The sequence below is a fragment of the Peribacillus sp. NJ4 genome, from assembly GCF_030348345.1.
Lineage (GTDB): Bacteria > Bacillota > Bacilli > Bacillales > DSM-1321 > Peribacillus.
On record NZ_JAUCFQ010000001.1, the window covers coordinates 3,821,525 to 3,844,636 of the forward strand.

17 protein-coding genes are annotated in these 23,112 nt (G+C 43.2%); 1 reads left to right on the plus strand and 16 read right to left on the minus strand.

The features are described 5' to 3' along the window. Positions 1–99 precede the first annotated feature (99 nt). A complete protein-coding gene (locus tag QUF94_RS18980; RefSeq protein WP_289318438.1) occupies positions 100–2,778 on the minus strand; it encodes a calcium-translocating P-type ATPase, SERCA-type in 2,679 nt (892 codons plus the stop codon). Between the two features lie 427 nt (positions 2,779–3,205). Between QUF94_RS18980 and QUF94_RS18985 the strand changes: the two genes are divergently transcribed. Next, entirely contained in the window at positions 3,206–4,927 is a 1,722-nt protein-coding gene (locus QUF94_RS18985; protein WP_289317206.1) for an Rqc2 family fibronectin-binding protein, read from the plus strand. A 57-nt stretch (positions 4,928–4,984) separates the two neighbouring features. On the opposite strand, the gene pyrE is transcribed toward QUF94_RS18985, so the two are convergent. From pyrE to QUF94_RS19060, 15 genes are all read right to left on the minus strand, one after another. Next, positions 4,985–5,620: an orotate phosphoribosyltransferase gene (pyrE, locus tag QUF94_RS18990; protein ID WP_421154907.1), complete on the minus strand. Its 636-nt coding sequence runs from the start codon at positions 5,618–5,620 to the stop codon at positions 4,985–4,987. Next, positions 5,617–6,330, minus strand: a complete 714-nt coding sequence (pyrF, locus tag QUF94_RS18995) for an orotidine-5'-phosphate decarboxylase (protein ID WP_289317207.1) — start codon at positions 6,328–6,330, stop codon at positions 5,617–5,619. The genes pyrE and pyrF overlap by 4 nt, the downstream gene beginning before the upstream one ends. Further along, positions 6,302–7,243 carry a dihydroorotate dehydrogenase gene (locus QUF94_RS19000; protein ID WP_289317208.1) on the minus strand — a complete coding sequence of 314 codons (942 nt, stop codon included), beginning with the start codon at positions 7,241–7,243 and terminating at the stop codon, positions 6,302–6,304. Before QUF94_RS19000 ends, pyrF begins: the two co-directional genes overlap by 29 nt. Beyond that, on the minus strand, positions 7,240–8,019 hold the full coding sequence (locus QUF94_RS19005) for a dihydroorotate dehydrogenase electron transfer subunit (RefSeq protein WP_063231913.1): 780 nt from the start codon (positions 8,017–8,019) through the stop codon (positions 7,240–7,242). The genes QUF94_RS19000 and QUF94_RS19005 overlap by 4 nt, the downstream gene beginning before the upstream one ends. Beyond that, on the minus strand, positions 8,016–11,222 hold the full coding sequence (carB, locus tag QUF94_RS19010) for a carbamoyl-phosphate synthase large subunit (protein ID WP_289317209.1): 3,207 nt from the start codon (positions 11,220–11,222) through the stop codon (positions 8,016–8,018). The genes QUF94_RS19005 and carB overlap by 4 nt, the downstream gene beginning before the upstream one ends. Then, positions 11,201–12,307: a carbamoyl phosphate synthase small subunit gene (locus tag QUF94_RS19015; RefSeq protein WP_289317210.1), complete on the minus strand. Its 1,107-nt coding sequence runs from the start codon at positions 12,305–12,307 to the stop codon at positions 11,201–11,203. Before QUF94_RS19015 ends, carB begins: the two co-directional genes overlap by 22 nt. Further along, entirely contained in the window at positions 12,304–13,590 is a 1,287-nt protein-coding gene (locus QUF94_RS19020) for a dihydroorotase (protein ID WP_289317211.1), read from the minus strand. The genes QUF94_RS19015 and QUF94_RS19020 overlap by 4 nt, the downstream gene beginning before the upstream one ends. After that, positions 13,553–14,488, minus strand: coding sequence for an aspartate carbamoyltransferase catalytic subunit (locus QUF94_RS19025; protein WP_289317212.1), 936 nt, complete (start codon positions 14,486–14,488; stop codon positions 13,553–13,555). The genes QUF94_RS19020 and QUF94_RS19025 overlap by 38 nt, the downstream gene beginning before the upstream one ends. Before the next feature lie 200 nt (positions 14,489–14,688). Then, positions 14,689–15,978 (minus strand): solute carrier family 23 protein, encoded by a 1,290-nt coding sequence (locus QUF94_RS19030; RefSeq protein ID WP_289317213.1) that lies wholly within the window; start codon positions 15,976–15,978, stop codon positions 14,689–14,691. 177 nt (positions 15,979–16,155) lie between these two features. Then, positions 16,156–16,701 (minus strand): bifunctional pyr operon transcriptional regulator/uracil phosphoribosyltransferase PyrR, encoded by a 546-nt coding sequence (gene pyrR, locus QUF94_RS19035; protein ID WP_289318440.1) that lies wholly within the window; start codon positions 16,699–16,701, stop codon positions 16,156–16,158. A 193-nt stretch (positions 16,702–16,894) separates the two neighbouring features. Further along, a complete protein-coding gene (locus QUF94_RS19040; RefSeq protein ID WP_289317214.1) occupies positions 16,895–17,812 on the minus strand; it encodes an RluA family pseudouridine synthase in 918 nt (305 codons plus the stop codon). Then, positions 17,805–18,275: a signal peptidase II gene (gene lspA / locus QUF94_RS19045; protein ID WP_289317215.1), complete on the minus strand. Its 471-nt coding sequence runs from the start codon at positions 18,273–18,275 to the stop codon at positions 17,805–17,807. The genes QUF94_RS19040 and lspA overlap by 8 nt, the downstream gene beginning before the upstream one ends. A gap of 237 nt (positions 18,276–18,512) precedes the next feature. Next, positions 18,513–21,281, minus strand: a complete 2,769-nt coding sequence (gene ileS, locus QUF94_RS19050) for an isoleucine--tRNA ligase (RefSeq protein ID WP_289317216.1) — start codon at positions 21,279–21,281, stop codon at positions 18,513–18,515. A 394-nt stretch (positions 21,282–21,675) separates the two neighbouring features. Continuing rightward, a complete protein-coding gene (locus tag QUF94_RS19055) occupies positions 21,676–22,191 on the minus strand; it encodes a DivIVA domain-containing protein (protein WP_057913479.1) in 516 nt (171 codons plus the stop codon). Positions 22,192–22,276: 85 nt separating this feature from the next. Beyond that, on the minus strand, positions 22,277–23,050 hold the full coding sequence (locus QUF94_RS19060) for a YlmH family RNA-binding protein (protein ID WP_289317217.1): 774 nt from the start codon (positions 23,048–23,050) through the stop codon (positions 22,277–22,279). Between the last annotated feature and the right edge of the window lie 62 nt (positions 23,051–23,112).

Genomic DNA, 23,112 nt, shown 5'->3' on the forward strand with positions numbered 1-23,112 from the left:
ATTAGCTACAGCACGAAAACTTTAGCTTACAAATAAAATACTACAAAAATAAAAAGGCAATAGAGCAAGACTCTACCACCTTAAAGATTATATCATATTTCATTGTGCTTTTCTTGCTAAAAAGGTTCCAGCCAGTAAAAAAGTTGGGATCGATGCCATTCCTATTACCAATAGCCAATCCCTTCCCGAAATCGGTACCGTATGGAAGATTGTTTGCAAGGGCTGCACATACATGACGGCAAGCATTAATAATAGGGAGGACAGTACCGCCCCGACTAGATATAGGTTACCGAATGGATTTCTCGAGAAGATCGAACGTTCACTTCGGCAATCGAAAACATGTATTAGTTGAGCTAATACCAGGGTAGCGAATGCGATTGTTTGTGCATAAGCAAGGTTATCCGGATTTGAACGGTATACCACATAAAATGCTATCAATGTAGATATCCCGATCAGAAAACCGCGTGAGATGATTTTCCAGCCAAGCCCTCTTCCGAAAACACCTTCGTTAGCATTTCGTGGATTTCTTTTCATTACATCTTCTTCTGCCGAATCCAAGCCCAACGCCATTGCAGGCAGTCCGTCCGTAACAAGGTTCACGAATAAGATCTGGATTGGTATCAAAGGCAGTGGCAGGGCACATAGCATCGCAAAAAACATGACCAAAATCTCCCCAACATTGGAGGCAAGCAAATAACGGATGAACTTCCTTATGTTTTCATAAATATTCCTGCCTTCTTTGATGGCCGATTTAATGGTGGCAAAATTATCGTCAACTAATATCAAGGAGGAAGCTTCCTTAGCGACATCAGTCCCCGTGATACCCATGGATATACCGATATCCGCTGATTTTATCGCAGGTGCATCATTGACACCATCCCCTGTCATTGCAACGACATGTCCTTTATTTTGCAAGGCTTTTACTATTTTCAACTTATGTTCCGGGGAAACGCGGGCAAATACCGAAACACTTTCAACAACTTCCTCAAGTTCCCCGACTTCCATGTCCGCCAATTGCCGTCCTTCAAGTACACGGTCTTTTCCTTTTAAAATACCAAGTTCTTTAGCTATTGCCTTTGCGGTTATGACATGGTCGCCAGTAATCATGACAGTTTTGATCCCGGCATCCCGACATTCCTTAACTGCCTGCTTCACTTCCGGACGTGGGGGATCTATCATGCCCTGCAGTCCCATGAAGGTTAAATTGCGCTCAGCTTCGGTTTCATGAAGCAAAATCGTTCCTTTTGAAAGGGGTTTATAACCAACGGCAATCATTCGAAGTGCCTGTGAGGCAAGCTCATTCATGTCCTGTTGCACCCTTTCCATACTCCTCTGATTCAATATTTCCGACTTTCCTTCCCAAAGAATCGTGTCGGACTGGGCGATCAATACGTCAGGGGCCCCTTTTACGATGACGAAATGATTATCTTTTTCATCCTTCACTATGACACTCATCATTTTGCGGCTCGAGTCAAATGGAAACTCCTTGACTATCGTAAACTTCTTAGACAAGTGTTCCCTCGTCAAACCCGCTTTCATGGCTGCGACCAACATCGCCCCTTCTGTCGGATCACCGTCCAATATAAATTGTTTACCATTCTCGTTTAACTCAGCTTTGTTACAGAGCATGCCGAAAGTAATCATTTGAAGCAAGGCATTATGGTTTTTCGGTGCAACTGAAACTCCCTCTAAAGAAAACTCTCCGACAGGATTATAACCAGTACCGCCGACATTCCAAGTTTTCCCTCCACTCCAAACTTTCGTCACTGTCATTTTGTTTTGTGTCAGTGTACCTGTCTTATCTGAGCAAATCACCGTTGCGCAGCCAAGCGTTTCTACGGCAGGAAGCTTGCGGACTATCGCTTTTTGTTTGATCATACGCTGAACGCCTAAAGACAAGGCTACGGTCACAATGGCTGGCAAGCCTTCGGGAATCGCTGCAACAGCCAAGGATACCCCGGCCAAAAACATCGTATAGAGGTCATGCCCTTGAATGACGCCAGTCAGGACCACGATTACGGTTAATATTAAAGCCGTGACGATCAAAATTTTCCCTAGCTGCTCCAACCTCCGTTGAAGAGGTGTTTCTTTTGTTTCTGCAGTCTGCAGGAGGTCCGCAATCTTGCCCATCGCCGTGTTCATACCTGTAGCGATTACGATTCCGACTCCATTTCCTCTTGTCACCATCGTTCCCATAAAAGCCATATTTTCCTGATCACCGATACCTTCGACCTCATTCATCAACGGATCGGAACATTTAACTGCAGGAAGAGACTCGCCTGTAAGTGCAGACTCTTCTATTTCAAGGCTTGAATGGTCGATGATCCGTAAATCGGCACCAATTCGGTCACCGCTCGAGAACTTCAGGATATCCCCTACAACGACTTCTCTCGAAGGGATTTTCAGCCATTGGCCATCCCGAAGAACGTTAACTTGCGGTGCTGCCATTTCCTTTAGGGCATCCAGGGATTTTTCTGCCTTCCGTTCTTGAAAAAACCCAAGTAATCCATTCAAAAAAACAATCGCCATGATGGCAATCGCATCGATATATTCACCTAATATCCCTGAGACCAATGTCGCGGCAAGTAAAACTATGACCATGAAATCTTTGAATTGGGCGAAAAATAAAAGAATGGCAGACTGTTTTTCTCCTTCCTTCAATTCGTTAAAGCCATGCTTACGCAGCCTGTCCTTTACTTCATCATCGTCCAAACCGTGTGTAACGTTTGTTTGAAGCGCTTTCTCCATTTCTTGATTATTCATTTCCTTGAACTCCATCAAGTATCACACATCCCTTTGAATAGAATGAAATAGGCTCCTGTATACATCTCAACAGGCGCTCTTTGCTTTACTCATCCAACACCTGCCTGCTTACCGATACATAAAACAACCTGCTCTTCTTCCATGATTATTCAGACTCGTCCAAAATAATGCTATAATTAAACAGAATTGCGGAAAGAAGAACGATTCGGATAATATAATGAATGAATGAATGAATGAATGAACGACCGCCAATCATGATGAATGGTCTAAATTTGCAATTAATCTCAGGAACCTAACAAAATAGCATCATTCAATATACCTGAACTGCAACTCCAGCTTTTCACCCAGTTCGCTACAGCTATAATGGGCAGCCCTGATGCATTGATAACGCCTAGCAAAATGAGTATCTTAGAAAATCTTATGTAAAGGAAGTAAAAATAGAATGTCATTTGATGGATTATTTACGAAAGCGATGACGGAAGAAATCGCTTCTTTATTAAAAGGTGGACGAATAAATAAAGTACATCAGCCTTATAAAAATGAAGTAATATTGGTTGTTCGTGCTGGAGGTAAGAACCATAAGCTCTTATTATCGGCACACCCAAGTTATTCAAGGGTGCAATTGACTGAGGAAAGTTATGAAAATCCTAAAGAAGCACCCATGTTCTGCATGCTTCTTAGAAAGCACCTCGAAGGCTATACGATAGAAGATATTTATCAGTATGAACTTGATAGGATGATCATTTTTGAGGTGAAGGGCCGCAATGAGCTTGGCGATGTCTCTCAAAAGCAATTAATCATTGAAATTATGGGGCGTCACAGCAACATTGTTTTAGTCGATAAAGAACGGAATATGATTTTAGACAGCATTAAGCATGTTTCCCATGCCGTGAACAGTTATCGGGCGATATTGCCAGGCCAGGAATATAAGGTGCCACCCGCACAAGCAAAGGATAATCCCTTCAATGCTACTGAGGACGATATTAGGAAGAATATTGACTTCAATGCAGGAAAACTAGATCGACAGCTTGTTGCCCATTTTTCAGGAATTTCACCATTGGTTGCAAAGGAAGCCGTTTACCGGGCTGGATTAGCCAACAGCACCACCCTTCCATTAGCTTTTTCAAGTCTTATCCAAGAAATCTCGGAACATAAATATGCTGCGACGATCAAAAAAGATGGCAATAAAGAAGTTTTTTATATGCTTTCACTAGAGCATCTAACAGGAAAACAGCGTACGTTTTCTTCATTAAGCGAGATGCTCGACCGCTATTATTTCGGAAAGGCAGAACGAGATCGAGTTAAACAAAAGAGTCAGGATGTAGAACGTTTCATTTCCAATGAAATCGAAAAGAACTCAAAAAAAATCGGCAAGCTCGAACGTACATTAAAAGATACGGAACGCGGAGAACAGTATCAATTATTCGGTGAACTGCTTACAGCTAATCTATATCAAATGAAAAAAGGCATGAAGGAAATCGAAGTCGTCAATTATTATGATGAAGAACAGAATACGGTCACCATTCCGCTTGACCCCTTAAAAAATCCATCCGATAATGCACAAAAGTACTTCTCTAGATACCAAAAGTCCAAAAATGCAGTCGGTGTCGTTCAAGAACAAATTGAAAAGACAAAATTGGAATTGGCCTACTTTGAAGCCTTGCATCAGCAGCTCCAATCAGCTTCACCCAGAGATATAGAGGAGATTCGCGAAGAACTTCAGGAAGAAGGGTACATTCGGCAAAAAAAGAAAAAAGGCATGAAAAAGCCTGCAAATGCAAAACCGCAGCTTGAAACATATTATGCTACGGATGGAGACCTCATTTTTGTCGGAAAAAATAATAAACAAAATGATTATCTAACGAATAAGTTTGCACGCCGTGATGAAATATGGCTTCATACCAAAGATATCCCTGGATCCCATGTTGTGATTCGAAATGAATCACCAAGTGAAAAAACGATAAAAGAGGCAGCCGTATTAGCAGCTTTCTTCAGTAAAGCAAAGCAATCGAGCTCAGTTCCCGTTGACTTCACACAAGTTCGCCATGTTAAGAAACCGAATGGCTCAAAGCCCGGTTTCGTGATTTATGAGCAACAGCAGACCGTATATATTACACCAGATGCCGATATCGTCATTCGCTTAAAGGAAGCGGTAAAGGATTGAATGGTATATAAATAAATAGAGGTGACCCAATCCTGTGTGATTGGGTCACCTCTATTTTCATGCTGAAATCCAAGCGGTATCTGCTGGATTCTCCCGCCATTTTTTCAACTTTTCCAATTCATCTTCTGTGATATACCCTTTTTCATTAGCGACTTTTATCAAAGTCGAGTAGTCACTCAACGAGTGGTTAGTGATGCCCTCAGCATCGAATTTTTCTTTTCCCTTTTCCAATTCGTAAGTAAAGATCGAAACGACTCCAAGAACATCACAGCCAGCTTCTTTCAACGCGTTAACAGCAGTAATCACGCTGCCGCCGGTTGAAATCAAGTCTTCCACAACAACCACTTTTTGTCCTGGAACAGCGCGGCCTTCGATTTGATTACCCTTTCCGTGCTCTTTAGCTTTCGAGCGGACATAGCACATCGGAGCATTTAATTTTTCACTCACCCAAGCAGCATGCGGAATGCCGGCAGTTGCAGTGCCTGCGATCAGTTCAACCTCAGGGAAATGCTGTTCAATCAATCCTTTCAAACCTTCCGCTATTTCATTGCGAACCTCTGGGTATGAAAGGGTTAAGCGGTTGTCGCAATAAATGGGTGATTGAATTCCTGATGCCCAAGTAAAGGGGTCATTCGGCTGTAGGTACACTGCTTTTATTTCCAATAAATGTTCAGCTATCTTTTGATTTATCATGATATTCCCTCCCAAGCTGCTTTCATATCCAAATACGCCCTTAATGGATCTTTCGCCCCCGTTATGGCTCTCCCTACAACGATGGCATCCGCTCCAAAATCCCTTGCCTGTTCAGGCGTGGCAATTCTCTTTTGATCATGCGTCTGTCCACCTGCACTTCGGATTCCAGGTGTGACCGTTAAGAATTCATGTCCGATGCGTTCATGTATGTTCTTTACTTCATGTGTGGAACAGACGACGCCATCCAATCCAGCCTGTTGAGTAAGTTTTGCATAATGGAGGACCGAATCCTCCAGAGATCCGGCAATGTTTTGCTCATCATTCATTTGTTCTTGTGACGTGCTAGTCAGTTGGGTAACCCCTATGCATAACGGACGCTTTTTACCCGCGGACGTTCCTTTATCAAGACCCTCCATAGCTGCTTCCATCATCTTTTGGCCACCCGCCGCATGTACATTGACCATGTCAGCACCTAAAGTTGCCAAACCTGTCATGGCCATTTTGACAGTATTCGGAATATCATGAAGCTTCAAGTCCAAAAACACATCGTGGCCTTGCTCTTTTACGAAAGAAATAATTGATGGTCCATTCTGATAAAATAATTCCATCCCCACTTTTACAGCAAGTTTTTCCGAGGGGAACTGTTTAAGGAATCTCTCTGTTTGAATGAGATCAGGGAAATCAAGAGCGATAATTAATGACTGCTTCATTCTGCTTCCAGCTCCTTCCGGTACATTCTGAAATATGGTCAAATCCCAGCTCATCCAACAATTTCGGTAAATCTTCGATGATGGTCGGGCATACGAAGGGATCCACGAAGTTGGCAGTTCCCACCGCCACAGCACTGGCACCTGCATAGAAAAATTCAATGACGTCTTCTGCTGTAGCGATTCCGCCCATTCCGATTATTGGAATCGATACTTGCTGGCTTACCTCATAAATCATCCGGAGAGCAACCGGTTTTATTGCAGGACCAGATAACCCACCCGTTCTGTTCGAAAGGATCGGCCTGCCAGTTTTTAAATCCAATCGCATGCCGACTAATGTGTTTATCATTGTCAACCCGTCGGCTCCGCCTTCTTCTACAGCTTTGGCCATTTCCACAATGTTACTGACATTCGGTGAAAGCTTTACATATACAGGAACCGAAGATACTTCCTTGACCGCCTTGGTTACCTCTTTTGCAACTTCCGGTACCGTCCCGAAAGCTATGCCTCCTTCTTTTACATTCGGACAAGAGATATTCAATTCGAGTGCTTTTACATTCCCGACCTTACTTATGTCACTGGCTACCTTTACATAGTCAGCTATTTGTGAACCCGCAACGTTGGCGATGATTGGGACATCATACCCACCTAGCCATGCCAGTTCTTCACTGATGACCTTTTCTAAACCTGGATTCTGCAGTCCGATGGCGTTCAGCATTCCCGAAGAGGTCTCCGCTACACGCGGAGTCGGGTTACCGAACCTCGGCTCAGGAGTGGTCGCTTTGATCATGATCGCTCCAAGAATATCCAAGTCGAAAAATTGACTGTATTCACGGCCGAACCCAAAGCATCCAGATGCTGGCATGACCGGGTTTTTCAAGTGTAATCCTGGTAACTCAACTGAAAGCCTGTTCATAATAGCACCTCCCCTGCCCGGAATACGGGTCCATCACTGCATACCTTTTTATAACTGAAACCAGTTGGATCATCCCCTGTATGACATACGCAGGCAAAGCATGCACCGATGCCGCAACCCATCCTTTCCTCGAGGGACAAGAAAAGCTTTTTCTCACGATAGCCCGCTTCCAATGCTTTTAACATTGGTGTAGGGCCGCAAGAAAAGATCGTTGCAAACTCCTGCTCCAGGTTGTCAATCACAGTCGTAACAAATCCTTTTGTCCCATATGAACCATCCACTGTGGCAATATGGGTATCACCTAATTCACTAAACTCTTTTTCGTAAAAGATGGCTGACTTGGTCTGGAAGCCCAATACATGGATTACCCTGACACCATTCGCAACCAACATCTGTGATAATTGATACAGGGGCGGGACACCAATCCCACCACCAACCAATAACGCCGTTTCGCCCTTCTTCGCTTCATGAACGGGAAATCCGTTGCCAAGGGGACCAAGGATATCGACCGCTTCTGCTTGTTTACGCTGTGATAACAACGTTGTTCCTTTACCTTCAGCCCGATAAATCATCGTGAACTGTTTTTCACTGCCATTATAAGAAGAAATTGAAATCGGGCGTCTTAACAATGGCTCAGTACCATCTGTTGTCTTGACTTGGACAAACTGGCCTGGTTGCTTCATCTCTGAAACCAATTCACCTTGCAGAGTAAGTTCAAAGATGGATGGGGCCAGTTCTTTATGAGTTAACACCTTCATTCTTTCCTTCTTGATCATATATAGCTCACCTCACGACTTATTTCCGTTTTTCCCATCGCTTCTGCCGAGAAGGTCATGGATTCTATCACTCTTAAAATGGCTTCTGCCGTATCGAGTGATGTTAAGCATGTCACTCCATTTTCAACCGATTCACGTCGGATTCTAAAACCATCGCGTTCCGGCTGCTTTCCTTTGGTCAAAGTGTTAATGACAAATTGTGCATCCCCGTTTCGGATAACATCCAGTAGGTTTGTACCTTCTTCGCCAATTTTACCGACAATTGCAGTCGGGATTCCGGATTGCTCCAATAGGGCAGCAGTTCCGCTGGTGGCTATCAGCTTGAAACCGATATTATGGAAACGTCTTGCTAAAAGCAGCGCCTCTTGCTTATCTTTATCCGATATCGTCAATAAGACCGAACCATGCCCTTCAATTTTGAAGCCGGAAGCGACCAGGCCTTTATATAAAGCCTTTTCAAGTGTGCTATCTTTCCCCATTACTTCACCAGTCGATTTCATTTCAGGTCCAAGTGAAATGTCCACACCTCTTAATTTCGCAAAAGAGAAGACCGGCACTTTCACATAGACCCCAGATTGTTCTGGCACTAATCCTGATTGGTAACCTTGGCTTTCAAGCGAGTGGCCCAAGATGACCTTCGTTGCTAAGTTAGCCATCGGCACATTCGTAATTTTACTTAAGAATGGAACGGTTCGGCTAGAACGTGGATTTACTTCAATGACATACACTTCTTCATTGCTGATGACATATTGAATGTTCAAGAGACCAATTATATTCAAGCCTTTTGCCAATCGGGTCGTATAGTCGATGATTACTTCTTTTTGTTTTTCCGTTAAATTTTGAGGCGGATAGACTGCAATCGAATCACCGGAATGGACGCCGGCACGTTCGATATGCTCCATGATCCCTGGGATAACGACCGTTTCGCCATCGGAAATGCCATCGACTTCGACTTCCTTACCCGTCAGGTAGCGGTCTATCAGGACAGGATGATCTGGATTTATTTTCACGGCATTTTTCATGTAATGCAGCAATTCCTCTTGTTTATAGACGATTTCCATCGCTCTTCCTCCGAGTACGTACGATGGCCTTACTAATACCGGGTAACCAATGTCTTCAGCAATGACGATCGCTTCATCAACCGATGTTGCGGTTTTACCTTTTGGCTGCGGAATGCCTAAATCCTTAAGTGCCTTTTCGAATTTATTACGATTTTCCGCCCTATCCAGGTCTTCAAGTGAAGTACCAAGGATCTTCACTCCTCTTTCAACAAGACCATCTGCAAGGTTGATCGCTGTCTGTCCGCCAAACTGGACGATGACCCCTTCTGGTTTTTCCAAATCGATGACATGCATGACATCTTCAAGTGTCAATGGTTCGAAATAAAGTTTGTCGGAGATACTGAAGTCCGTCGAAACTGTTTCGGGATTGTTGTTAATGATGATCGCTTCATATCCCGCTTCTTTAATCGCCCATACCGAATGTACGGTCGCATAATCAAACTCTACTCCTTGCCCTATCCGAATTGGGCCAGACCCCAGAACAATGACACTTTTCTTGTCAGTAACGATGGATTCATTTTCATCTTCGTAAGTTCCATAAAAATACGGTGTTTCCGATTCGAACTCGGCAGCACATGTATCGACCATTTTGTAAACAGGGATGATCCCTTGCTTTTTCCGGTACTCATAGACGTCAATTTCGGGAACTTCCCATATTTCTGCAATCGTTTTGTCAGAAAACCCTAGTTCTTTAGCCTTTTGCAATACTTCACTATCAAAGGAATGTTCTTGAAGTTCCTTTTCAAAGTTGATTATCTTTTTCAACTTATGCAAGAAGAATAAATCGATCTGGCTCCATTCGTGAATGGTTTCGATCGTCTTCCCCCTTCTTAATGCTTCGCCGATATAGAATAACCGTTCATCTCCAGCTTTTCGGATCCGTTTCTCTATTTTTTCATCCTCAAACTCGTCATTCAATTCAAGATGGTATATACCCGCTTCAAGGGAACGAACAGCTTTTAAGATGGATTCTTCGAATGTACGGCCGATTGCCATGACTTCTCCGGTCGCTTTCATTTGTGTCCCGAGCCTGCGGTTGGCGCTTTCGAACTTATCAAAAGGCCAGCGCGGAATTTTTGTAACGACATAGTCCAGGGCCGGTTCAAAGCTCGCATAGGTTTTACCTGTGACCGGGTTCATCATTTCATCAAGCGTCAAACCAACTGCTATCTTTGCTGCAAGCTTTGCAATTGGATAACCTGTTGCTTTTGAAGCAAGTGCCGACGAACGGCTGACCCTTGGGTTCACTTCAATGACATAATATTGATAGCTGTTTGGATCTAGCGCAAGCTGAACATTGCATCCACCTTCAATTTTCAAGGCACGGATAATCTTCAAAGACGTATTTCTAAGCATTTGATATTCTCTGTCACTTAAAGTTTGGCTAGGTGCGGCAACTATCGAATCGCCAGTATGGACACCGACAGGGTCGAAGTTTTCCATATTACATACAACTATTGCATTATCATTGGAATCACGCATCACTTCATATTCCACTTCTTTGAACCCGGCAATGCTCTTCTCTAGCAAACATTGGTGAACTGGACTGCTTTTCAGGCCACCCTCAACAATCTCAATCAGTTGCTCTTCGTTATCACAAATCCCACCGCCTGTTCCGCCAAGCGTGAAGGCCGGACGAACAATGACCGGATAGCCGACTCGTTCCACGAATGTATAAGCCTCTTCCAAGTTATGAATGATGTCGCTGTCTGGTACTGGTTCCCCAAGATCGTTCATGAGGGTACGGAACAGGTCACGATCTTCCGCTTGTTGGATGGCGGAAAGTTTCGTCCCAAGGATCTGTACATTGCATTCTTCAAGAATTCCCGCTTCGGCAAGCTCGACGGCCATGTTCAGGCCAGTTTGTCCACCCAAGGTAGGTAACAGTGCATCCGGGCGCTCTTTACGAATGATTTTGCTGACAAATTCCAATGTGATCGGTTCGATATAGACCGCATCAGCCATTTCACTGTCAGTCATGATTGTGGCAGGGTTGGAGTTGATCAGGATCACTCGATAACCTTCTTCTTTTAAGGCTATACATGCTTGGGTTCCTGCATAATCGAACTCGGCGGCCTGTCCGATGACGATCGGACCGGAACCAATTACTAGGATGCTTTTTATATCAGTGCGTTTTGGCATGTTTTTTCCCCCTTGGTGTTTGCAGCTTCAATCATTTGTAAGAATTCATTGAATAAGTAGTTTGCGTCTTCCGGCCCTGGTGATGCTTCCGGGTGATATTGTACGGTGAAAGCTGGATATTTTTTATGGCGCAGTCCTTCAATCGTATCGTCATTCAATGCTGTATGTGTCACAATAAGATCAGTCTTTTCAATTGAAAACTCTTCGACTGTATATCCATGATTTTGAGATGTGATGGATATCTTCCCGGTGCGAAGGTCTTTAACCGGATGATTTGAACCTCGATGGCCGAATTTTAATTTTTCCGTATCCGCCCCGTTTGCAAGTGCGAATAATTGATGTCCTAAACAGATTCCGAATAATGGCACTTCCGTTTGGATTGTACGGATCATTTCAAGTGTCTCATGAACACTTTTCGGATCCCCAGGACCGTTTGAAAGCATCACACCATCTGGATGATATTGCATCACTTCCTCGGCAGTGACGTTATAAGGCACAACCACGACATCACAGCCGCGCTTCGTCAACTCACGTAATATCCCATGCTTCATGCCATAGTCTACAAGAACTACCCGCGGGCCTCTGCCCGGGCTAGAATAAGGTGATTTTGTTGAAACCTGTTTCACTTGATTAGAAGGAATCACCGTTGCTTTCAACTGGGAAACAACCTCTTTTGCATCTTTATTGATATTGCAGAGCGCTCCTTTAAGTGCGCCTGATTTCCTGATGATCCTTGTCAGCTTTCTCGTATCGATTCCGCTTATTCCAGGGATGTTCTTCATTTTCAGATATTCATCTAGGGATGTTTGGTTTCGCCAGTTAGAAGGAAGTTCTGCTGTTTCCTTAACGACGAATCCTGCTATCGCTGGATTGATGGATTCAAAGTCATCCCGGTTTATCCCGTAGTTCCCGATCAATGGATACGTAAGTGTAACGATTTGACCGCAATAAGATGGATCGGATAGAATCTCCTGGTATCCTGTCATTCCTGTGTTAAAAACGACTTCACCTATTTTTTCTACGTCCCCTCCGAATGCTTCCCCAAGGAAAACCGTTCCATCTTCTAAAATAAGCTGTCTTTTCATCCTTGAACACGTCCTTTTTCCCAAGCTGTTTTTCCTTCTGCAATTGTCATGACTGGCCAGCCATAACATTTCTTTTCATTAAAAGGTGTATTTTTCCCTTTTGAAGCAAACTCTTCATTATTAATTTCTTTTTCCGTTTCCAAATCTATGAGCACGATATCGGCAGTAGCACCTTCTTTAAGCTCTCCATATGGAAGGGAGAAACATTCAGACGGTTTAATTGTCAGGAAATCGACTAATTGCTTTAATGTTAAGACGCCCTTTTTGACCAATTCGGTATAAAGCAACGGGAAGGCCGTTTCCAATCCTACTATTCCGAAAGGTGCTAGCTGCATTCCCTGCGCCTTTTCCTCAGCCGCATGCGGGGCATGGTCTGTTGCTATAAAATCGATGGTTCCGTCAAGCAGTCCTTCTATCAACGCGTCCCGATCTTCACGGCCCCTTAAAGGCGGGTTCATTTTATAATTCGTATCAAGTCCCGGTATATCATCTTCACACAATAATAAGTGATGCGGTGTAACTTCGGCTGTGACCCGGATACCGGCGCGTTTGGCATCCCTTACCGTTCTAACCGATTCCTTCGTGGATATATGACAAACGTGATAATGACAATCCGCCGCTTCCGCAAGGAGGATATCCCGGGCAATATGTACAGCTTCACATACCGACGGAATTCCATTGATCCCCTGTTCCTTCGAGAATCTTCCTTCATGGACGGAGCCTTTATTGATTAAGCTATTATCTTCACAATGAGCAACTATGGCCATATCCTGAGCGGCTGCCCGCTTCATGGCCTCCAGCATCATCCCGGCTTCTTGAATTCCTACGCCATCGTCCGTAAAGGCGAAAGCACCCGTTTGTTTTAATGAAGAAAAGTCGGTCAATTCCTTGCCAGCTTCCCTAATCGTTATAGATGCATAAGGGAGTACCCGGACATGCGCCGTTTCTTCAATTTTCCGGTTAAGCGCTTCAAGGTTTTCCACTGTATCAGGAACGGGCCGAGTATTAGGCATCGCCGCTACCGTAGTGAAACCGCCTCTTGCCGCTGCAAGCGTTCCACTTGCGATTGTTTCCTTGTGTTCACCGCCCGGTTCGCGTAAATGGACATGCAGGTCAATAAATCCCGATGTAATGAGTAACCCTTCAGCATCAACTACCTTACAATTTTCCGTAGCCAGGTTCTCGCCGATTTTTGTGATGACCTTTCCTTCTATTTCAATGTCCGCTTTTTTGAATGAGTTTTGATTATCTAGCAATACTCCATTTTTGATTACGGTTTTCATGGATGATTCCCCCTTCGGATTGTTCAAGCACATTTTTTAATACGGCCATTCTGATGAACACGCCATTTTGCATTTGTTTGAAAATTCTTGAGCGGCTGCATTCGACTAAATCACTGTCTATTTCAACACCGCGGTTTATTGGTGCAGGATGCATGATGATCGCATCCGGTTTCATATTTTTTTCACGTTGTTTGGTCAGGCCGAAACTTTCCAGATAATCTCCGTTTGCCTGATCGTATTTTTCAATATGCCTTTCATGCTGGATTCTGAGCAGCATGACCACATCCGAAGTAGCTACCGCTTGATCGATGTCTTCATACCTTCCTAAACTGTTTGTTCTGTCAAACCATTCAGGCGGACCTGAAAATACGACATTCGCTCCTAATCGAGTTAATGCTTCTGCATTCGATTTCGCAACCCGACTATGCCTGACATCCCCGATTATCGCAATCTTCAGACCTTCGAAACTTTTAAACTCTTGTTTTATCGTCAATAAGTCCAGTAATGACTGGGTTGGATGATTCCCGCATCCATCCCCTGCATTGATTATCGGGATCCTTATCCTCCCTTTCAATTCGTCAAAATAATTATCCTGCTCATGACGGATGATCAAGGCATTGATGCCTATTGCTTCTAACGTTTTAACAGTGTCATATAAGGTTTCGCCTTTTAACACGGATGATGTACCCGCATCAAAAGGAATGACCTCAAGGCCCAGTTTTCTTTCAGCCATTTCAAAGCTTGATTTTGTACGTGTGCTTGGTTCAAAGAAGAGATTGGCAACTGTTGTCTGCTGTTTAGGATTCCATTCCGAGCCATTGGCAAATCCCTCAGCCTCGTCTAGAATTCTTTCAATTTCAGGTATAGTCAATTCATTCATCGTCAATAATTTTTTCATCGATCCTGCTCCTTTCACATTTGTGATGCGGGGCATAAAAAACACCCCGCCATTAAGGACAGGGTGTAGGTCATAAAGAAGCGTGAGGTCACGGAATGGTTATAAACACCTATCCCGTTCTCATTCATCTTTACGCAACACCCTTTTAAGCCTCTCTGGACTTCTTTTAAAAGGTGATCTATTGTTTAATGCAGTTTCACTTATTTTTCAAAGATGTCTCCTGATATTTTTTCCCGGTCAGGAAGAATCAAGTTAAGAAGGATTCCGACGATGGCTGAAAGTGCCATTCCGGAAAGCGATACCGTGTCCGATAGTTGAACGAACGCTCCCCCGATCCCTAACACCAGGATGACTGAAGCTATCATCAGGTTTCTTTTCTTGTCAAAATCAACCTTATTATCAATCAGCATCCTTAATCCACTTGATGCGATGATACCGAAGAGTAAGATGGAAATGCCGCCCATTACAGCTGTAGGTATCGAGCTGATGACTGCTGAAATCTTACCGTTAAAGCCAAAGATGATTGCAGTTAACGCTGCCCCTCCGATGATATACACACTAAATGCCTTTGTCATCGTAAGGACCCCAATATTTTCACCATATGATGTCAGCGGTGGACCGCCGATGAACGAACCAATCATGATTCCTGCTCCATCTCCTAAAACCGAACGATGCAAACCGGGCTTTTCCAAAAAGTTTCTGCCAACTACTTTGCTCAGTACCATCTGGTGCCCGATATGTTCTGATAAAGTCACGATGGCAACGGGTACCATGATGGCAATGACCTCCCATGAGAAGGTCGGTGTATAGGTTACATATGGAAACATGAATTCAGGCATTTCCCACCATTGTGCTGACTTGATTGGTTCATAATCTATTATTCCTGCAACAGCCGAACAGCTGTAGCCCACTATGATTCCCATTAAGATGGGAATCAAGTTAATGAATCCCTTAAAGAACACGTTGCAGATAATGGTTACCGCTAAAGTGATCAGCGCTATAACTATATATGTGACGCTGTATTTATCTTGTGGATCATACATTGCCATTTCCACTGCCGTCCCGGCAAGGCTTAATCCGATTACGATAATGACCGGACCCACCACAACCGGAGGAAGTAAATTCATTAACCAGCGCAACCCGACTTTTTGGATGATCAAAGCTACTATCCCATATATGAATCCTGCTGCAAAACAGCCGATCATGGCCGCCTCCGGACCTCCTAAAGCCTTTGCCGCGATGATTGGCGTAATGAAGGCGAAAGATGAACCGAGATAAGCAGGTATCTGCCCTTTGGTAATCAATAAGTAAGAAAGTGTGCCTAATCCGCTTGAAACCAGTGCTACCGCCGGACTTAACCCTACCAGGAATGGCACTAGCACCGTTGCACCGAACATGGCGAACAAATGCTGGATGCTTAACGTAATCCACTGGCCAACCTTTGGCACGTCCTCGACATCCAGTACGATGTCCCTTTTTGTTTCTTCCATTTTCGTATCCCCCTCATGAAAATTGCATCAAAACTGCAAAAACCCTCTTTGCAGTATATACAAAGAGGGTTTCTCAGAAGGTGAATGCCTATGCATGGCACAACTCTCCCGATTGACTCCCCTTTGCCAGCCTCTCTGGACTGTCTTTAAAAGGGTGATATGAAATTTTCATGTTGTTTAGTTTTCTAATATAGTAACTTGATCTACTTCATCTACTTCTGTTAAAGTAACGGTAATTTTTTCAGATTGGGAAGTCGGAACGTTTTTCCCGACAAAATCTGCACGTATAGGCAGTTCCCTATGTCCCCTATCCACTAATACGGCAAGCTGGATTTGCGAAGGTCTTCCCAAATCAACCAGAGCATCCATTGCCGCTCTAACGGTCCTGCCGGTGAAAAGGACATCATCCACTAAAATCACTTTCTTGTCGCTGATATTGACCGGGATGTCTGAACCTTTTACGATGGGTTCCCCATCATTGGTCTTTTTTGAGAGGTCATCGCGATAAAGTGTAATATCCAGTTCACCCAGCTCTATTTCCTTACCTTCTATTTGATTGATGCGCTTTGCAAGTCGGTCAGCAAGGAAAATCCCGCGTGTGCGTATCCCGATTAAAACGCAATCTTCAATCCCCTTATTTTTCTCAATAATTTCATGGGCAATTCTCGTCAAGGCTCTGCTAATGGCCTGCTCATCAAGTACTATGGCTTTCTCATTCAACATGTCGGCCACCCCGATTCCTTTTTTCTGATAGGTCTGTTTCAACAAAAAATCCTCATGCCAAGAAGGCATGAGGATTTTATCGCCATGGGTATAATTATCCCACATAGCGTATCCGTTTCCTTCTCAGTCTCTCTGAACTGTGTTAAAGGTTCTTATTAAGTTGTTATTATAATATATCAAAAAAACGTATTTGTCAATCCTTACTTCTACGTAATTGATTAATTAGATTTTCAAACTCTTCCGGAATCGGAGCTTCGAATTCCATATACTCATTCGTACGTGGATGAATGAAACCAAGAAGTCCCGCGTGCAATGCTTGTCCATCTAATTTCAGGGTCTTTTTCGGACCATATTTCGGATCTCCCGCTAGTGGGAAGCCAATGTATTTCATGTGAACACGGATTTGATGTGTTCTGCCTGTTTCAAGCTGGCATTCCACCAAAGTGAAACCATTGAAACGTTCGATGACCCGGAAATGTGTGACAGCATTTTTGGAATTTGAATCTGTGACAGTCATGCTTTGGCGATCTTTTTTATCCCGGCCGATCGGTGCATCAATCGTTCCGAAGTCATGAGGGATCACACCATGAACTACAGCTTGATACTTACGTGTGACCGTTTTGTCAACCAGCTGCTGTACAAGTTTTTCATGTGCCATATCATTTTTCGCAACCATCAATAGACCTGATGTATCTTTGTCGATTCGATGGACGATTCCAGGCCGCATGACTCCGTTGATTCCAGAAAGATCCTTGCAGTGAGCCATCAATCCATTTACAAGCGTGCCAGATACATGTCCCGGTGCCGGGTGGACGACCATACCGCTTGGTTTATTAACAACGAGTACATCTGCATCTTCATAATAGATATCCAAATCCATTTCCTCTGCTATCGCATCCAATTCCTCAAGTTCAGGAATCGTTACTTCGATTGTATCGCCAGGGATAGCTTTGTAATTCGTCTTTATAGCCGAGCCATTTACTAAAACATGGTCATCCTTAATCCATTGCTGGACTTGAGTACGTGACCATTCCTCATTCAAAGTGGAAAGAGCTTTATCAATCCTGACTCCTTTTAGTGTTTCATCGATGCTGTATAACCTTTTATCCATTATCTTTCTCCTTAGCGTTTTTTTCTTCTAAAAACATATGAATCACGAGCAGACTGACACCAATTGAAAGCGCAGCATCAGCAACATTAAATACCGGGAAACTGTAGCTGAAAATATAGGTATGAACGAAATCCACTACTTCCTGACGAGCAACACGATCGATGAAATTACCAATCGCACCGCCTAGCATGAGAGCAAGTGCAACTCCAAGCAAACGGCTGTCCTTCGCCATTTTCTGAATATAATAGACAAGTCCAATAATGACAGCGATGGTGATGATGTAGAAAAACCACATTTGACCTTGTAGAATTCCCCATGCTGCCCCACGATTACGATGCGAGGTGATATATAGAAGGTTTTCAATAATTTCAATGCTTTCTCCGTACTCCATTTTTTTCACAATCATCCATTTTGTCAGCTGATCGAGAGCTATGACCAAAAGGGCAATCAAATAATAAAACACATGTTTTCCCCCAAACTAATCAAATCTTCACCTTTGAATTGTAGCATAAACTAGAAATAATGACTAATCCGAAAAACAGAAGTCAGTTATCTGTACCTGAAGAATAAAGGGCCGATTGAAAAAAGGCAACATTCCTTATGGAGGTTGTTATACTTTCAAAAAAGCTTTTAGCCTTTACTCTATCATTTCCACAAAAAAGCCGGTCCCTTCATAAAGGGACCGGCTTACCTTTTGGAATTATTGATTCACATAATGCTCTTTAACGACTGTTGCACAACGCGGGCAAAGTGTTGGATGTTCTTCCACGTGACCTACTTCTTTCGAAACATTCCAGCAACGTTCACACGTTTCACCTTCTGCTTTGGTAACAAGAATCGCTATATCCTCAAGCTTCACCGCTTCTGTTGGGGCACTAGCCACATCGCCAGCGATTTCAAATTCGGATACAATGAATAACTGTTCAAAGCTTTCCTTGATGCTATCCAGCAGATTCTTCGTTTCTTCATTAACATATACCATCACTTTTGCGTTCAGTGATTTTCCGATGACCTTCTGGTTACGGGCTTCTTCTAATGCTTTTAGTACATTATCACGGACGTTCATGAACGCCGTCCATTTTTCTTCAATGACGTCAGCACCATTAATGGAAATTGCTTCAGGCATCAATGTCAACTGTACACTTTCTTCCGTTACACCCGGAATGAACGCCCATACTTCATCAGCTGTATGCGAAAGGATCGGTGACACCAATTTCGTTAAGCTGACCAATGATTCGTAAAGGACAGTCTGAATGGCCAACCGCTCTTTACCATTTGGTGCTTCACAATAAAGAATGTCTTTTGCATAATCCAGGTAGAACGAACTTAAATCCTGAGTGCAGAAATTATTGACCATATTATAAATTGTAGCAAACTCATAATTTTCATAACTTAGCTTCGACTGGGTGATCAGCTTATTCAATTTAACTAGCATGTATCGATCGACTTCAGGTAATTCCTGGACTGCCACTTTATCGGTTTCTGGATTAAATCCATCCAAGTTCCCTAACAGGAAGCGGAATGTATTACGGATTTTACGGTACACTTCCGAAACTTGTTTTAAAATAGGATCGGAAACCCTGACATCCGATTGGTAATCCACCGAAGCAACCCAAAGGCGTAAAATATCTGCACCAAGTTGGTTCATGACCTTGGATGGCAGGACAACGTTCCCAATTGACTTACTCATTTTACGGCCTTCGCCATCCAATGCGAACCCGTGACTCAACACACCTTTATATGGTGCTTTGCCCGTAACCGCAACACTTGTTGATAGTGACGAGTTAAACCAGCCGCGGTACTGATCGGAACCTTCTAAATAAAGGTCAGCAGGGCGCTGCAGGTCGTCTCTTTCTTCAAGTACCGCTTGATGAGAAGAACCTGAGTCAAACCATACGTCCATGATATCCGTTTCTTTCGTGAAGATGCCATTCGGGCTGCCTTCATGTGTATAGCCTTCAGGCAGAAGGTCTTTCGCTTCACGCTCAAACCAGATGTTCGAACCGTGTTCGCGGAATAGATTTGAAATATGGTTGATGGTTTCATCCGTAATGATCGGCTCGCCATTTTCTGCATAAATGACTGGAATTGGCACGCCCCATGCACGTTGGCGGGAAATACACCAATCCCCGCGGTCACGGACCATATTGAATAAGCGAGTTTCGCCCCAAGCGGGTACCCATTTGGTTTCTTCAATCGCTTCCAGAAGTTCACTTCGGAAGTCTTTGATTGACGCGAACCATTGTGCTGTTGCACGGAAAATCGTTGGTTTCTTCGTCCGCCAGTCATGTGGGTAAGAGTGTGTAATGAACGTCAAGTTCAATAACGCGCCTGCTTCTGTTAATTTTTCAGTAATTGGTTTATTCGCTTGATCATAAAATAACCCAGCAAATTCCCCTGCCTCTTCCGTCATGACTCCTTTTTCATCTACAGGACAAAGTACGTCCAAGCCGTATTTTTGCCCAATGATAAAGTCATCTTCACCATGTCCAGGTGCAGTATGAACACACCCCGTACCTGCTTCAGTTGTTACGTGCTCACCCAACATGATTAAAGATTCGCGGTCATAAAGAGGGTGTTTGGCAACAGCACGGTCCAACTCGCTCCCTTTTACCGTTTTCAGGATAGACGGGTTATCCCAGCCTAAAGTTTCTGTAACCGATTCAAGGAGTGCTTCAGCAATTAAGAATTTGTCATTTTCGACAGCCACTACTACGTAATTTAATTGCGGATGTAATGAGATACCAAGGTTAGCAGGAATCGTCCATGGAGTTGTCGTCCAGATGATGATTTTTACGCCTTCTTCGATTACACCTTTGCCATCCGTGACTTCAAAAGCAACATAGATTGACGCAGAACGTTTGTCTTGATATTCAATTTCAGCTTCGGCTAGGGCTGATTCACTTGATGGAGACCAGTAAACAGGTTTTTTCCCTTTATAGATATAGCCTTTTTTCGCCATTTCACCGAAGACCTTAATTTGCTGTGCTTCATATTCAGGCTTTAATGTGATATAAGGATTATCCCAATCACCACGGACCCCTATTCTCTTAAACTGCTCACGTTGATTGTCAATCTGAACATAAGCATACTCTTCACAAAGCTTCCTGAACTCGGCAACGCTCATTTCTTTCCGTTTCACGCCTTTTTTTGTCAATGCCGTTTCGATTGGAAGTCCATGCGTATCCCAGCCAGGTACATACGGTGCTTGAAAACCGCTCATCGATTTAAATCGGACAATGAAATCCTTTAAAACCTTATTCATTGCATGGCCCATATGGATATCGCCGTTAGCATATGGAGGTCCATCATGCAAAATGAATAAAGGGCGTCCTTCCGTTTGTTCCTGCACTTTTTTATAGATGTTCATTTCTTTCCATTTTTCTTGGATTTCCGGCTCACGTTTCGGCAAATTCCCCCGCATTGGAAATTCAGTTTTAGGCATCAATAAGGTATCTTTGTATTCCATCATAAAATCCTCCATCCGTCTTTACAAAAATTCATTCGAACCAATGACTTGATATCCGGCCAAAATAAAAAGCCCTCTCATCCCTAAAAAAAGGGACGAGAAAGCTTAGCTTCCCGCGGTACCACCCTGGCTAGAAAGATCCACAAAGTGAATCCAACCTCTCGAGCATTCGTAACGTGAATGAAACGCTTCATTTACTTACTGCAAAAGCAGGTTCAACTCAGAACTCAAGGGTGATCTTCAATATCTTCGCTTATTCCGGGCTTTCACCATCCCCGGTTCGCTAAAAATAAGTGTGTGAAGAATTTACTTTCCCTGTCATCGCCTAATGTCATAATGAATAGTATTGTTAAAAAATTATATGCGAAAAAAGTGTTCAAAGTCAAGGAATCGTTTAAATTTCCTCTTCCACTCTCTCATTTAATTCAATTTCAGTCGCATCTACTTCATAATCCAGAAGATGATCCCAATCGTCATTGTCCAGCAAATCCAGCTGTGCACCGACAAGCATTTTGAAACGCGTCCGGAATACTTTGGATTGCTTTTTCAAATCTTCGATATCCATAGCAATTTTCCTTGCTTTCACAAGTGACTCATTGACGATCCGGTCAGCATTTTTCTCTGCTTCCTTTATGATCAGTTTCGCTTCTTTTTGGGCATTGCGCCTTAATTCTTCGGCTGCTTCTTGTGCGACAATAATCGACTTATTAAGTGTACCCTCAATTGTCGTAAAATGTCCCAAACGATCATATGTCTCGTTTAGTTTATCTTCAATTTCTTTCTTCTCCCTCAAAATCAGTTCATAATCTTTAATGACCTGGTCGAGAAATTCATTTACTTCATCTTCATCATACCCACGAAATACTTTGTTAAATTCCTTGTTATGTATATCTATCGGGGTTAAGGGCATTACGGCACCTCCAGAACGGTTTCTACTCTAGTATGTTAAAACTCTATATTCGACAATAAATGTACGAATCCTGCTTGATATTGAATTATTTTTGTCTGCCTAACGAGATTCTCCACTTATCCTTCTTGGTTTTCCCATCAATTGAAGCTATTTTACATCTGCCAAAACCTCTGATGGAAAGTGTATCACCCTCACGGCATTCTTCCGAGACGTTTTCCGTTTGCTTGAAATTCACCTTTACTTTTCCTGACGTTATCAAGGCTTGCGTTTTTTGACGGGACATATTCAGGACGGACGATAGCACACTGTCAAGCCTAAGAGAACTGACGGTGGATACTTGCTCTTCCCATTTTTCGTTAACTTGGATGATATCCCCCATCGGAATCCGTTTGATGGTAACGGAAGCGTTACCTATTTTCTCCAGGTTTCCTGTGAGATATAAATCCATCTCCTCGGCAGCTATAAATTGAATATGCTCCTCCGTCACTATTATATCACCAAATTTTTCACGTTTTACCCCAAGTGACATCAAGGTTCCAAGTATTTGCCTATGTTCAAGCGAAACAAACTTTTTTGGATAGGAGATATCGTATAAGGAGATATTGAAATCCGATGGTTCAGGAGAGTAATAATCAGGGTAAATGAGCACACGTTTTCGCTCTACGTAATCGCTCCCGCCATTAAATTGCAGTTTCGCATCCGGATCATTCCCTAATAAGGATGTAAGAATTTCCTGCTGACGCGGATCAAGGAAATCAGATAGTTTCGGAGCGTAGGAATTTTTAACCTGATCAATCCAATTCATTGCCTGGTCAATAAATTCTTTTTCCTCCGGCCTGAAATGCTGATAAATACTCATGATTGAATAAATGCTCCTTAGCTATCAAGTTAATGGTCGATCATAAGGAATTGATTAACTGG